Below are 14,072 nucleotides of genomic sequence, written 5' to 3' on the forward strand. Positions count from 1 at the left end.
TAGAAAAAGACATAGTACAGCAAAGTACTAATACAATGATCATTTTTCTAAAAAAGTATAGACTAATCCCATTCAAATAAGACCTTCGTTTATTTACGAATGTACATTGAAAACGGGATTAGTAGATCATCGCCCTATGGTCACCCTCTCGTGTAATAGTGTTACTATCTTACACAATTTTTTTTGCTGTTTCAAGCTATAATTTACTATTTACCAAAAAAAGTGAAATTGTATTTTGTTTATTTTCAGCACTTGACATGAAACCAAATGGTTTTATATAATTCAGAAAGCGAAACCAAATGGTCTTATTTTAACGAAAGAAGGATGAATAACATGGAAAATACATTACAAGATATTAAAAAAACTGTAGTATTTGACGCACCAATTGAAAAGGTTTGGAAAGCTGTATCGTCATCAGAAGGCATTGCATCCTGGTTTATGCCTAATGACTTTCAAGCAGAAGTGGGATACGAGTTTCATATTCAATCGCCTTTCGGTCCGTCCCCATGTAAAGTGTTAAAAATTGAAGAGCCTCACCATTTATCTTTTTCTTGGGACACAGACGGCTGGTTTGTTTCGTTTGATTTAAAAGATCTAGGGAATAGAACAGAATTCACAATGGTGCATGGCGGCTGGAAACAAGCGGATCACATTGTTCCTAAAGCAGGAAGAAGTGCTTCCGAAGTTCGCGATACAATGAACGGCGGCTGGGAAGGACTTGTTAACCAAAGACTTCGTAAAGTTGTTGAAGGGTAATGTCAGCTCTTCAAAAATACGACGTTTTTCAGGCGATTGCTGACCCAACACGGAGAGAGGTACTTAAATTGCTTGCCGAAAAGGAAAGAGCCATTTCGGAGATTACCTCCCATTTTCCCATGAGCCGCACAGCAATTGCTAAGCATCTTCATGTCTTATCAGATGCTGAGTTAGTAAAGAGCGAAAAGGTAGGCAGAGAAAAGCGATATCGCCTGCAGCCTGAATCGTTTACAGAATTAAAGCAGTGGCTCGCCTATTTCGACCAGTTCTGGGATAATAAGCTGTCGATGCTGAAATACATGGTTGAACAAACTGAAAATAATAGTTAGAAAGAGGATTCAAATTCGAATCCTCTTTTTCCCTTGGAAAATAGTTGTTTTTTAGGAAAGTGTAACCTCCTTTATTTTTTTTCGTCTTATTGAACGAGACCTAATACAAAGGAGAAGATACTTCATGAAAAAGATAGGTGTAGTGGCAGCAGGAATTTTAATATCCAGTTTTGCAATAAGTCATACAGGACTTGCTCTCGATAAACCGGTGGAATTGAGCCAGATTGCCAATGACGAGCAGCCGAAAGAAATGGAAAGCACACAATTCATCATATTTTCTGGTGCAGTAGAAAAAATTGAAATCGATGGAAAAACAACGAGGTTTCATGTTAAAAATGATCAGGAAGGACTAGAAATGATTTTCCCTGTAAAAGATGAAGTCCTTTTTTTCAATAGTGCCAATGGGGACAGGCTTGAAGCATCAGCGATAAAGGAAGGCACAAAGGTAGATGTTTTTTACGATAAAAATAAACCTATGCCGCTTATATATCCTGCAACGATTACCCCTGACTTCATAATGGTTCAAAGCGAAAACTTAGGATTTGTAAAAGTCGCTAAGTTTGATGACAAGTTTATTAGCTTAGACAATGAGCTGAAATTACATATTTCAGATGATACGCCGCTTATGAACGAAAAGGGTGAAACTCTTGTTAAGGACGAGCTTGCAGGAAAGGAATTAATTGTCTTCTATTCGGAAACAACAAGAAGCATTCCAGCGCAAACGATGCCTAAAAAAATTATTGCGCTCCAATTTACTGATGAAAGGTTAAAAGAGATACATCAGATCATCGATGAAGATCATTATTTTAAAGGGGACATTAAAATGATTCCTCTAAGAAAGGCTGCAGAGCACCTTGGCTACAAGGTAGAAAAGAAGAAGAATCAAATTTACTTGAAATTACAAAACAGCACGTTTCAATTATCAATTGGAGATAAAGTCTACGGATATAATCGCAGCATAGGGCAACTACGGACAGCACCAGAAATGAAAAATGGTAAAACCTATGTTTCCGATGAATTTGTTGAAGAGTTATTAAAATAAGCTAACTAATGAGTTGGAGCCTGCTTTACAAAAAAGCTGGCCCCCCTCTTTTAATTGCTAGTCATTCCCGTGTAAATAAGAATAGCATCTCTTAGAAATTCGGCAGTCCCCGGCTGATCTTTATCATAGTAAGCTGTAAATCTTTCATCATCCACATACATTTGCGCGAGACCAGCATGAGCCTCTTTGCTGTATTCCTTCCAATAGTAACATAGCCATTGCTTATGCAAGTCTGCTGCATTTTGAGCTAGCTCGCCTGAAGGATCACCTGTAGCAAAAGCTGCTGCTAAAGTTTCAGTAATTTGATTCGCTAAATTAGTGACCTTTTTATAATCCTCTTCACTCATATTCATGAGCTTGGCATTGGATTGTTCAACCTTGTCGTCACCGTATTTTTCGCGTATTTCCTTTCCGTATTTCGCCTCATTATCTTCAATCATTTTCTTTTTAAATCCTGTAAATTTCTCTTGATCAGACATAATAATTCTCCCTTCTGTTTGCTCAATAGATTTTTCCACGTTCGTAATCAGCAAATCTAGCTGATTTCTTTTTTCCAGGAGTTTTTCGCGATGCTCTTTAAGCGCTTCAGTTTTATCAAATGATGGTGAGGTGACGATCTTTTTTATATTGTCTAAGCTAACATCGAGTTCTCTATAAAAAAGAATTTGCTGCAATCGGTCGACCTCCGCTTTCCCGTAAATCCGGTATCCCGATGAGTTGACTCTGGCCGGCTTCAGAATACCAATCTCATCATAATACCTTAAAGTCCGAGTACTCACCCCCGCTAATTTCGCTAATCCCTGCACTGTATATTCCACTCGCTCACCTCCTAATTCAACTCTACACATTAACGCAGCGTAAAGGTCAACACCCTTTTTTAAAAAAATTGCAAATAAAAAATGGAGAGGCCGACTCTAGGCAAGAGTCAGCCTTTATATACACCGTTCTTAATAATCTTCAGATAATCATTCAATTCCTGAACAAGCGGGTCGGGTTCATCAAGAAAATTATATTGGTTAGCCTTTTGAAGAGCCCGATACTTATTCCCTAACTGCTCTACAATAAACATCGTCATATTGACAACTGTTTCGGCAGCCACACCCTCTCGAAGCCGCTCAGTTTCAATGAGCTCCTTTAAATAAATATGCTCTAGCATAAATTCCCTTTGATATAGTTCCAGATGCTTTTGCATTAATTTTTCCAGCTCGGCTTTAACCGCAACAGGCGGATTAAAAAAAGCATCTGTTACGAGCTGTGTCTCCCGAATCCACTGACCTGTGATTTGACGTTTCAAAAGATAGATCTCTTTTACACGTTCAAAAAAATCGTTTGAACTCAATTCTCTTAAGGCCTTCATTGTTTCTTCTGTCAGCACATCAATAGCACAATTAACAAGATACAGATAAAGGTTTTTCTTGCTTTTAAAATAGTGAAACAGAATTCCCTTTGAAATTCCCGCTCTGCCAGTAATCGTATCTGTAGAGGTTTTATCATAGCCATTTTTAACAAATTCTTCGATGGCTACATTTATAATCAGCTCTTTTTTCTCCTGGGGCTGCTTTTCAAAAACTGAATACAATCAGGACCCTCCTATTTCGTTCTCTATACTGCAATATCCTTTTTTCGGTATATGATAAAGGAAGCGATTATACTTAGACTGATGATTCCAATCATGATCACAATATACATTGTCTCTAATACATTATCATTAATAATATTGGCGGCATCAACATATTTGAACGGACTGAAAAATTTAAGAATATCCAAATCATCGGATAATCCTGACATGATATTTAAAAAGTAAGATATGATGACAATCGCTAATGATAATGATAGCACGTTACGCGTTTTTCTCATCACCGAGGATAACAAAAAAGCAATAGTTGCAAACGTTAAGTGTAATAACATGGTAGCAATTGATAATAGGGCAAAGGTTCTCCATGGCACGGATTCCCCTTCGCTAAATTGAAAACCAATGATGCTTGCTCCCGTAGATACAATATTTAAAATCACGATATTGACAATCACGGCAAACAGTTTTTCTCCTACAATCTGGCTTCTTGATACTGGCTTCGATAATAGAAATTCAATTGTTTTTTCATTTTCTTCTTTTGCGAGAATGTTTGAAGCGAGCATTGCAGCATAAATGCTCCCTAAGAGAGTTGTCATCATGTAAACCTCGATGCCGTAAAAACCGATTAGTGTACCTAAATTTAGCTGGTCCATGCCAAACATTTGCTTCATCGATTGGGGATAAGCATCTAACAAACTTTCTAGTGAATTTTGGCTCTTTGCAAATTGAGGGAAAATACTTAGCAGCCAAATAACTAAACCAGCTAGCACTAGACTCCATATAATCAGTGATTTTTGTCCGCGTCTAAATTCTCTTCTGAAAATCATCATAACCTCTCCCCTCCTATTCATAATAGTGCATAAACACTTCTTCTAATGTTGGCTCTTCTATCAGTACATCTTGAACTGGCAAATCAATTAAATGATAAAGAAGCGCTTTTATGTCTCCACCATATAGCAGCTTCATGTCATTCCCGTTCACTTCTCTTTTGATGATCCCTTCTAGATCAAACTGAAGCTGTTCAGGCTGTTCCACTGTAATGGTAATATTCTTAACTTTATTTTTCGTTAAATGCTCAATGGTCTCAACCGTTACTAGTTTTCCTTCCTTGATGATTGCAACACGGTCACACATTTTTTGAACTTCACTCAATATATGGGAGGAGAAAAAAATCGTTGCTCCCTTATTTCTTTCTTCAGCAAGTAAATCGAAAAAGTGATTTTGTATTAAAGGATCAAGCCCGCTCGTTGGCTCATCCAGGATAATAAGCTTTGGTACATGCAGCAGAGCCTGAACGATTCCGACCTTTTTGCGATTTCCAAAAGACAAATCCTCAATTTTCCGATTAAGATCCAGATCTAATCGCGAAGCTAAATCCTTCATTCTCGTCATGTTCAAATTTTTATGAAATCGCGCAGAATATTTTAATAAATCTATTGCCTTCATATCATCATAATAGTGAACCTCTGAAGGCAAATACCCTACATCTTGCCTAATTTCCTGCGAATATTTAATAATATCCTTGCCAAAAATAGATGCACTTCCGCTTGTTGGATAAATGAAATTTAATAGAGTTCTAATTGTTGTGCTTTTCCCGGCCCCGTTTGGACCAATAAAGCCGAAAATCTCCCCTTCATCAATCGAAAAAGAAACATCCATAATCCCCCTATTTTTGTTATAGGATTTCGTTAAGTTCATCAACTCTACAATCGCCAATCCAAGCCCTCCCTTGAGTACAACCCAATTGACTAACTAGTCAATTTCATTTTAATCCCAGTTGACCAGTTAGTCAACTTGTTTAGGAGAACAAAAAAAGAGCTATCATAAAAGCTCATCGCTCTTACAATAACTCTTTAATCGTTATGCCTCTTTTTTTGCTACTTCGACACGGTCCTTGCCCATTAAGAAAACAACAATCGCTGATATTATGATTGGAATAAGGGCCAATAAGAATGTAAATGTAATAGAAGTTGACAGTGAATCAATAATCTTATCTAAAACAAAGCTAGGAATTTTTGCACGTTCACTCGCTTCAAACAATTGACGTGAATCCCCGATATCTCCAAATTGATTGCCGCCCCCGCCCATTCCTTTGAAAGCATCAGCTAATTTCTGTGTAAAAACTTTATTTTGAATGGTGCCGAAAATGGTAATCCCAATCGTCATTCCAAACGAACGTAAGAAGGAATTAGTTGAATTGGCTGTTCCTCTGAAATGCGGCTCCAAATTGTGAACAGAAGCTGTTGGCAGCAGGGAAAATGAAAAGCCCATTCCAAAACCGACAATAATCATATAAACAGTTAACAACAATCTAGATGTATCAGGCGTTAACGTGCTAAGGAAGTACATCCCTGCAAAATAAGAAATGACGGAGATGATCATTAAATTGCGAAAACTTGTTTTCGTTTGGAAGATCCCTCCGATGGCACTGCCAGCTACTGAGCCTAACATCATTGGCATTAAAATTAATCCTGCATTAGTTGCTGACCCTCCATATACTGCTTGAACGAAGATCGGAATAAAAACGGTTAAGATAATAAAAGTACCGCCGTATAAAAAGGCTAAAATTTGTGAAGTAGCAAATAAGCGCCTCTTGAAAAGCCAAAATGGCAATATCGGTTCCTTCGCCTTTAGCTCGAAAATGAAAAATGCAATAAAACATAGAACGAAACCGCTAAATAAACCAATCACTTCAACGGAATCCCAAGCATATTTCTTTCCGCCCAGTTCTAAAGCAAACATTAAACAAATGATTGCCGCAACGAGAGTAATCGCCCCTCCCCAGTCGATTTTCTGATCTTTTAATTGAGAGGATTCTTTATAATAGCGAACAATAAGAATGAATGAGAGAATTCCAATCGGAACATTGACATAAAATACCCAATGCCAGCTAATATATTCTGTAATATAGGCTCCTAATAATGGGCCAAGCACACTGGAAGCGCCAAATACAGCACCAAGTAATCCTGTCATTTTCCCACGTTTTTCAGGAGGGAAAATATCGAACACGATCGTAAAGGCAATCGGCATTAATGCCCCTCCCCCGATCCCTTGAATCGCACGATAAACACTTAATTGAACCATCGTTTGGGCAATTCCACATAGAGCTGAGCCTATTAAAAAGACGGTTAAACCAAAGATAAAAAATCGTTTACGTCCGAACATATCTGATAGCTTTCCGAAAATCGGCATCCCTGCCATAACTGCAACCATATAAGCGGAAGTTACCCAGACAAATTTATCAAAGTCACCAAGATCTGAAACAATTGTCCCCATTGCCGTTGCGACAATCGTATTATCCATCGCGGACATTAGAATACCAAGCAGCAAACCAGCCACGACAAATTTAATATTGCTTTCCTGTGAAATCATAGGAGCTCTCCCTTCGACTTATAGTTTTACTTTTCCTATTTTTTACCAAAATATTTTTTAGTTTCTTGCCTATTATAATTGAAAGCTTTTCTTTTTTCTATCCTAATTTTCAAAGTAGTTTATGTAACTTTATGCGATAAAAAAAGAACATAGTCATATTATAGACCTGTTCTCATTATTATTTCGCTATCATAAGGCCGGTTAATGCTGAAGCAGGAGAATCTTCTTCCTTTGCCCACTCTCAGCTCTATCCATTGGAAGGTCAATAACGACCTCTGTCCCGACCCCTTGTATACTCTTAATATTTATTTTCCCTTTCATGCACTCGATAATTCTAAAAACTACCATCATCCCTAGTCCTGTACCGTTACTGGTCGTTGAAAAATAAGGTTCTCCTAATTTACTTAAGGTCTCCTCGCTCATTCCTGTTCCATAATCAATGATCGTGATTTTGCATATATAATCCTTTCTCTCAGCCTTTACCTTAATTAGTCCTCCAATTTCAGAAGCATCTATGCTATTTTTCAAAATATTTACGACAGCCTGTACAAATTTAGAATAGTCTCCAGAAACATGACAAGGATAACAACTGCTGATTTCTAGCTTCATTTTTGACTGCTCAGCAAACGGCTTTACAATGTTCACTGATTCCGTTAACACCTTTTCAATTGATATTTGTTCTATAGTATCAGGATATGGCTTTGCAAAAGTGAGATAGTCTGTAATAATCTTATCGATTCTATTAATCTCTTCCGCTGCAATGTCAAAATAAGCTTCTCTTTTTTCATCTGGAAGGGACTGCTCCTCTTTCAGCAAATGCATCATTCCCCTTACAGTCGTTAGAGGATTTTTTATCTCATGATTAACAGATGCTGCTAAATGGCCAACAATATCAATCTTATCAGCATATAAAATTCTCATCCTGATTAAGTAATTTCTTTTAATGGCTTCAAATGAAAGGTTTACAATTATAATCCCTATAAGATTTGTTAATAAGAAGCTCCACCAAAGATCAAAAGGAAGTGATTTATTTTGCAGGAGGGCGACACTTAATAAAATGACAGTGGAAAATAGAGTGATAACAAAAGATGCTAGAAGCACTTTATTATGTGTCCTCAATCGAAAATAATAAGGTCTTATCAAAATCGTTAATACTGTAAATAGAGGAGTAGTTGTAGCTGTTATTAATAATCCATTAGTTCCACCGTGAAAAAATCTAATAAAAATCGTTTCCAATGAAAGAATAATTCCCACAAGAGGACCGCCATAAATGGTTCCAAACCATAATGGAATTCTTCTTAGATCAAACTGCATTCCATTCTTATTATAGAAGGAAAAGACCATACATAGGAGGATTGCTGCTGCAGATGTAAATAAAATAGCATATTTACGGACAAAAGGACTATTAGGTTTACTTTCCACCCAAAATTGATGAATCGCAAGGGTAATCAAAATAACTAATAAATTTAAAAGTAAGTTGCTGCTTTCATCAATCATTACACTCATTCCTCCCCAATAATGTTTGTCTGTAATGCTTGATCCACGAATGATCTAAAAAGGGAAAAAGTAGGAGAAATCAATTTTTATTATAAAAATAATAACATACATAGAAAAAAATGCCTATAAAATATTTATGAATAAGTTTGAATTTAATAAACTATTAAATTGAAGAAATTAAGAGGATTTTTAATAACTTATATAGGAAAAAAATACCGGAGATCCGGTATTTTTGAGTTTAAAGAAATTTATAAATCAGTGCAATGACCCCTGTCAGGAGCCAAACCCAAGCCCCAGGTCATATGGGAGGAGGAAACTTTCCCTTCTCATTTGGGGCTTGTCTATTCAGTCCTCAAAAACCAGATTACCAATGATTTTGGTTTTTCGTCATAGAATAGCACTTCCTTATAAGATATCCAGCCAGATCTTAACTGCAGTTGCTAAGATGAGTAATGCTAATATGACCTGTAAAATTTTTGTATTCACTTTTTTCCCTGCCATTGCACCTAATGGAGAAGCTATTAAACTAGCAACGACCATAATTAGTGCGGGGATATAATCTACCTGGCCCGTTGTAATTTTTCCTACTGTCGCCCCAATCGAAGATATAAACGTAATCGCCAGTGAGGAAGCAATCGTCATTCGAGTTGGGATTTTTAACACAACAAGCATAATTGGAACTAACAAAAAGGCGCCTGCCGCCCCAACAATACCTGCTCCAAGCCCAACAATAAGAGCAAGCACAGCAGCCAGCCACTTATTAAATTTCACCTGATCCAACGGAATGTCGTCAATACTCTTCCTCGGAATAAACATCATTACAGCAGCAATTAAAGCCAGAATTCCATAAATGACATTTATTCCGCCTTCTGACATGAGCTTTGATCCAAATCCGCCAATAAAGCTTCCTATTAGTATACTAACACCCATATAGCCAATTAACGTTTTATTTAAGTAACCGCCTTTCCGGTAAGCCCATACTCCACCGATGGTTGCAAAGAACACTTGTACAGCACTGATGCCTGAAACTTCGTGGGCACTGAAGGCAGCAATCCCAAATAAAGGCGGGATGTATAAGAGCATCGGGTATTTTATAATCGAACCTCCTATTCCCAGCATCCCGGAAATATAAGATCCTATGAATCCAATTAGAAAGATTGTTATGATAAATGCAAAATCCATTTGTAACACCCCTTAAGAAAAGGGAACCTCTATGGCTCCCTCTTCAGTTTAGTTATTCCCCTTTTTAATCCAGAACTTAAACACGCCGTTTTCCTCTTCTTGCTTAACTAATTCATGGCCGCCTGATTTTGTCCAAGCTGAAATATCATTGACCGAACCTTTATCAGTTGTATGAACTTCTAGGATTTGACCAGCTTCCAGCTCATTCATCGCCTTTTTTGTTCTTACGATTGGCATTGGGCACGCTAATCCTTTTGCATCTAAAAACTTTGAAGTTTCCATTGTCATTCCCCCTAATTTTGGTTGAGTGTATTAGTGTTTAGATTATCTGACAGCACAACGGTTTGGACCGATTTCCATTTCACGCTGCTCTTCTTCTGATGGAGTGATTTTCCCCATATTCGTTTTGCGAATTTCTTGATATGCGTTTGGCTGCGGTGGTAGGTTTTCAGTTACTAGCTTTCTGAATTCAACTTCATCTGCAATATTTAAGCCATGGTTTTTCGCGAATAGTGTGCCAAGCTTTTCTGCGACACTGCCGTCTTCATTTATTTCATCAATGATCATGAAATGGGCAGGCAGAACGACTAGCTCTTCAGATAGTTCTCGATAGCGCTTATACAAGCTTTTACGTAAATCTCCTACCCAGTCCTCCGCAAGCCCCGCTAAATCAGGTCTTCCGATTGAGTCAATGAATAGAATATCTCCCGAGAGCAAATATTTTCCATCGACTACAAAGGATTTTGAACCGATAGTGTGGCCAGGTGTGTACAATGCATGAACATTGATATTTGTTCTTCCGATAGTCACAACATCGCCATCTTCAAGCGGTTTATATTCAAACGTCACTTCAGTTGCATCCTTTGGAGGAAGCCAGTAAACTGCATTAGATTTTTCTGCAATTATGCGGCCCCCAGAGATATGGTCTGCATGAAGGTGAGTATCGAAAACATGGGAGATTGAAGCGTTCAAACTTTTTGCGAAATCAAGGAAAACATCCGTCATTCTTGTTGCATCAATTACAATTGCTTCTCCATTGGATACAACCATATAAGATAAGCAGCCTTTTCCAATACGGACAAATTGATAAATTTCTCCGCCATCTTTCAGATCACCAATTTTTACTGGTTCCAAATGTTCACTCCATGCTTTCATGCCACCCTCTAAATAAGAAACAGTTAAGCCAGCTTCTGAAAGCATTTCTGCTACGAAAATAGATGAGCCTTCTTTTGCACACACGACTAAAATATCTATATTAGATGGAACCTTATCAAGAATATCTTCTACTCCATCAAGCAAATCAAAGTAAGGAATATTTAAGTGTTCAAATTTCTCACCTTCAATTTTCCAATCTTGAAAATCCTCGGGATTGCGTACATCTAAAATAAACAATTCTTCTTTAATAAAGATCTTCTTCGTAACCTCTTTTGAAGTCATAACATTTACAGCCATCTCAATTTACCCCCTATGGTATTATTTTAGTTTTTAAAAAAGGCTTTTTTCCTAAACTTTGTTGTTTTTACACTAAATAGTGAACCGTTCCTTTCCGCTTCAGGCACTTGCTTTCCGCGGGGAGGAAGTCGAGCCTCCTCGCCGTCCCGTCTGCGGGGTCTCGACCTTTCCTCTATTTCCCACAGGAGTCAAGTGCCTTCCGCTCCAATCCACTATGTGTTTTAAATATTGTCAAAAAATCAACAATCTTTTAGAAAACAGCCAAAAAAATTAAAACGTTAATGTGACATCAGCATCTTTGGGAAAGTAACTGCAGCAGCCAAGGGGCTTTACGCCTCTTTTCCCCCTGACGTCTGCATTTTTATTAGTTTTGTAAGGCCTTCATAATTTGTTCAGGATCGTATCCAATTACCCACTTGCCATTAATTTCTGTTTGCGGTACTCCCATTTGACCAGTGATTCTCATAAGCTCTTGCATCATAAGTGGATTTTGTTCAACATTTACCTCTTTAAAAGGAAGGTTTTGTTGGTTTAAAAAGTTTTTGATCATCACACAATAGGGACATCTTGTTGTTGTATAAACAGTAATGCCATTCATTTTTCAGCACCCCTTTATTTGTTTTCGATTCCTGCAGTTTGACCAGACCATTCACTCATCCCTGGCACAACATTAAATACTTTACTAAACCCTTTTTCAGCAAGCTTTTGTGCCGCTAAATCACTGCGGTTTCCTGTTCGGCAAACTACAAATATTTCACTGTCTTGATTTAATTCTGCTATATGTTCTTCCAATTCACCTAAAGGAATAGAGATGGCCTCTGGGATATGGCTAAAAGAATATTCAACAGACTCTCTGACATCTAAAATTACTAAGTTCTCACTCTTATTCAGATTATGTTGAAGCTCCTCATTCGAAACAACGTAAGGATGTTTTCTTATCGCTAATTCTTCGCCAGATGACTTTCTTAAATAATGTTTTAGAACATCGCCATTCACAATCGTTCCTAAATATTGATGACCAGCACTTTTTGCCCATGCCTGAATATCAGCTTTGGATCCCTTATCTGTTGCCTGAACCTCTAGCACTCCACCAGCCTCGATGGTTTTGATTGCCTTCTTTGTTCTTACAATTGGCATAGGGCAAGCAAGGCCTTTCGCATCTAATACAAAATCTATTTTGATTTCATTCACATTAAAGCCCCCTTTTTTACCCGTAGGGGTATCAATTATCTTAAAAAAATTTATTCTTTTTCTTCTTCCCAATCGAGCATTCCACCTGCCATATTGATTACTTTAAACCCTTGGCTTTCAAGGAATTGACAAGCACGACCGCTTCTCCCTCCTGAACGGCATACCAGTACATACTCTTTCGATTTATCAAGCTCATGCATTCGGAATTCAAGTAATCCCAGTGGAATATTCAAAGCGCCAGGGATTTTTCCCATTGCGACTTCATCCACTTCACGGACATCAATAAGATTTAATGACTGGCCCTTTTCAATTAATTCTTTGATTTCTTTCGCAGATAGCTGTTCCATCACAGTCACTCCTTTTATTTCCCATTTTCGGACTCCCTTTAGATAAATAGATTTACATTGCCGTTTTCTGCATCTGCCAGATAAGCTGCAACGCCTGCATATTCCACATTATTAAGCAGCTCTTCTGCCTTAAGTCCAAGAAGATCCATTGTCATCGTACATGCAACAAGCTTAATATCTTGTTCTTGAGCCATTTCGATAAGCTGCGGCAAAGTCATCGCATTATGCTTCTTTATGACATTCTTTATCATTTTAGGACCAAAGCCAGCAAAGTTCATTTTGGAGAGCCCCATTTTATCGGCCCCTCTCGGCATCATCTTTGCAAACATTTTTTCAATAAAGCCCTTTTTAATCATCATATCTTCATCTTTACGTAAAGCATTCAAACCCCAAAATGTATGAAAAATGGTTACTTCATGATCATATGCAGCTGCTCCATTTGCGATAATGTACGCTGCCATTGCTTTATCATAATCCCCGCTAAACAGGATAATATTTGTTGTTTTTTTATCAGTCATTGTAATCCTCCTTTTTGTAATTACCATTACCCCTATGGGTATAATGTTATTAAAAATAAAAAAGAGTGTCAACCCTTTTTTTATTCACCGACTTTTAACAAGTAGATTTACAGCTTCTTTCACTAATTCCTCTGTATTTTCACCTGCTTGTTCTGCATTTCGTACACATTCAACTAAATTGGAACTGACAATTACCCCAATAGTACGATCAATAGCCGATCTTGAAGCAGAAAGCTGTGTAATGACATCTTTACAGTCTTTTCCTTCTTCCATCATTTTTAAAATACCACGAAGCTGTCCTTCAATGCGCTTAATTCTATTTTTCATTTGATCATTATAGTTCATTAGGTATTCTCCTTTCTAAAAGGTGCATTCTATTTACAATCACAGCCCGTTAATGAGTATCCTACGATTTTAAACCCTCTTTTTCTTAAAAAGCGAATGCTCATATTTCTTTCCAAATAATCTGAAGCGACTACGTGAATATTTTTCCGAGATATATCTGAATAACTCCTTTTCATATAAGCATAGGGAATGTTAATCGCACCAGGTACAGGATCTCTATATGATTGATTATAATCCCTAACATCCACAATTTCTATCGTATCTATATTATGATTAAGTGTATTTGTACACTTAACATTTCCTACTGGGTAATATCTTAATATATAAACTTGCTAGTATGATGCAAATAATAATAAATAGCATTAACATGTTTAACCTTCTTTTTGTTTGGATTAACAAGTTTTATTTTATACCCTGGTAGGTATATTGTCAACATTACTAGTTTTTCCAATACTTCTTAGGGAATAG

At 37.3% G+C, this 14,072-nt stretch carries 17 protein-coding genes; 3 read left to right on the forward strand and 14 right to left on the reverse strand.

Annotated elements, in window-relative coordinates:
• Positions 1-333 precede the first annotated feature (333 nt).
• The 3 genes from H0173_RS17580 to H0173_RS17590 all read left to right on the forward strand — a co-directional run bounded on the left by H0173_RS17580 (position 334) and on the right by H0173_RS17590 (position 2,127).
• A complete protein-coding gene (locus tag H0173_RS17580; RefSeq protein WP_221847823.1) occupies positions 334-756 on the forward strand; it encodes an SRPBCC family protein in 423 nt (140 codons plus the stop codon).
• Positions 756-1,085, forward strand: coding sequence for an ArsR/SmtB family transcription factor (locus H0173_RS17585; RefSeq protein WP_221847824.1), 330 nt, complete (start codon positions 756-758; stop codon positions 1,083-1,085). Before H0173_RS17580 ends, H0173_RS17585 begins: the two co-directional genes overlap by 1 nt.
• A 124-nt stretch (positions 1,086-1,209) precedes the next feature.
• Positions 1,210-2,127 (forward strand): stalk domain-containing protein, encoded by a 918-nt coding sequence (locus tag H0173_RS17590; RefSeq protein WP_221847825.1) that lies wholly within the window; start codon positions 1,210-1,212, stop codon positions 2,125-2,127.
• A 50-nt stretch (positions 2,128-2,177) separates the two neighbouring features.
• Here the strand turns inward: H0173_RS17590 and H0173_RS17595 are convergent, their stop codons facing one another.
• The 14 genes from H0173_RS17595 to H0173_RS17660 all read right to left on the reverse strand — a co-directional run bounded on the left by H0173_RS17595 (position 2,178) and on the right by H0173_RS17660 (position 13,604).
• Positions 2,178-2,945 carry a MerR family transcriptional regulator gene (locus H0173_RS17595; protein ID WP_221847826.1) on the reverse strand — a complete coding sequence of 256 codons (768 nt, stop codon included), beginning with the start codon at positions 2,943-2,945 and terminating at the stop codon, positions 2,178-2,180.
• Between the two features lie 107 nt (positions 2,946-3,052).
• Complete coding sequence (locus tag H0173_RS17600) at positions 3,053-3,706, reverse strand: TetR/AcrR family transcriptional regulator (RefSeq protein ID WP_221847827.1); 654 nt, start codon at positions 3,704-3,706, stop codon at positions 3,053-3,055.
• A gap of 23 nt (positions 3,707-3,729) precedes the next feature.
• Positions 3,730-4,530, reverse strand: coding sequence for an ABC transporter permease subunit (locus H0173_RS17605; RefSeq protein ID WP_260631246.1), 801 nt, complete (start codon positions 4,528-4,530; stop codon positions 3,730-3,732).
• Positions 4,531-4,543: 13 nt separating this feature from the next.
• Entirely contained in the window at positions 4,544-5,398 is an 855-nt protein-coding gene (locus H0173_RS17610) for an ABC transporter ATP-binding protein (protein WP_396021267.1), read from the reverse strand.
• Positions 5,399-5,560: 162 nt separating this feature from the next.
• Positions 5,561-7,072 (reverse strand): MDR family MFS transporter, encoded by a 1,512-nt coding sequence (locus H0173_RS17615; RefSeq protein ID WP_221847829.1) that lies wholly within the window; start codon positions 7,070-7,072, stop codon positions 5,561-5,563.
• 201 nt (positions 7,073-7,273) lie between these two features.
• Positions 7,274-8,569 (reverse strand): sensor histidine kinase, encoded by a 1,296-nt coding sequence (locus H0173_RS17620; RefSeq protein WP_221847830.1) that lies wholly within the window; start codon positions 8,567-8,569, stop codon positions 7,274-7,276.
• Between the two features lie 405 nt (positions 8,570-8,974).
• Positions 8,975-9,751, reverse strand: coding sequence for a sulfite exporter TauE/SafE family protein (locus tag H0173_RS17625; protein WP_221847831.1), 777 nt, complete (start codon positions 9,749-9,751; stop codon positions 8,975-8,977).
• A 48-nt stretch (positions 9,752-9,799) separates the two neighbouring features.
• Positions 9,800-10,033, reverse strand: a complete 234-nt coding sequence (locus H0173_RS17630; RefSeq protein WP_221847832.1) for a sulfurtransferase TusA family protein — start codon at positions 10,031-10,033, stop codon at positions 9,800-9,802.
• A gap of 42 nt (positions 10,034-10,075) precedes the next feature.
• A complete protein-coding gene (locus H0173_RS17635) occupies positions 10,076-11,203 on the reverse strand; it encodes an MBL fold metallo-hydrolase (protein ID WP_221847833.1) in 1,128 nt (375 codons plus the stop codon).
• Between the two features lie 364 nt (positions 11,204-11,567).
• Positions 11,568-11,801 carry a glutaredoxin family protein gene (locus H0173_RS17640; RefSeq protein ID WP_221847834.1) on the reverse strand — a complete coding sequence of 78 codons (234 nt, stop codon included), beginning with the start codon at positions 11,799-11,801 and terminating at the stop codon, positions 11,568-11,570.
• 14 nt (positions 11,802-11,815) lie between these two features.
• Complete coding sequence (locus tag H0173_RS17645; protein ID WP_221847835.1) at positions 11,816-12,394, reverse strand: sulfurtransferase TusA family protein; 579 nt, start codon at positions 12,392-12,394, stop codon at positions 11,816-11,818.
• A gap of 50 nt (positions 12,395-12,444) precedes the next feature.
• Positions 12,445-12,741 (reverse strand): rhodanese-like domain-containing protein, encoded by a 297-nt coding sequence (locus H0173_RS17650; protein ID WP_221847836.1) that lies wholly within the window; start codon positions 12,739-12,741, stop codon positions 12,445-12,447.
• 38 nt (positions 12,742-12,779) lie between these two features.
• The gene (locus H0173_RS17655; protein WP_221847837.1) at positions 12,780-13,259 is read right to left on the reverse strand and encodes a DsrE/DsrF/DrsH-like family protein; all 480 of its coding nucleotides are present in this window, start codon (positions 13,257-13,259) and stop codon (positions 12,780-12,782) included.
• 84 nt (positions 13,260-13,343) lie between these two features.
• On the reverse strand, positions 13,344-13,604 hold the full coding sequence (locus tag H0173_RS17660) for a metal-sensitive transcriptional regulator (protein WP_221847838.1): 261 nt from the start codon (positions 13,602-13,604) through the stop codon (positions 13,344-13,346).
• Positions 13,605-14,072: the final 468 nt, after the last annotated feature.

This window comes from Bacillus sp. S/N-304-OC-R1 (genome assembly GCF_019749375.1).
In the GTDB taxonomy this organism is placed as follows: Bacteria; Bacillota; Bacilli; order Bacillales; family Cytobacillaceae; genus Cytobacillus.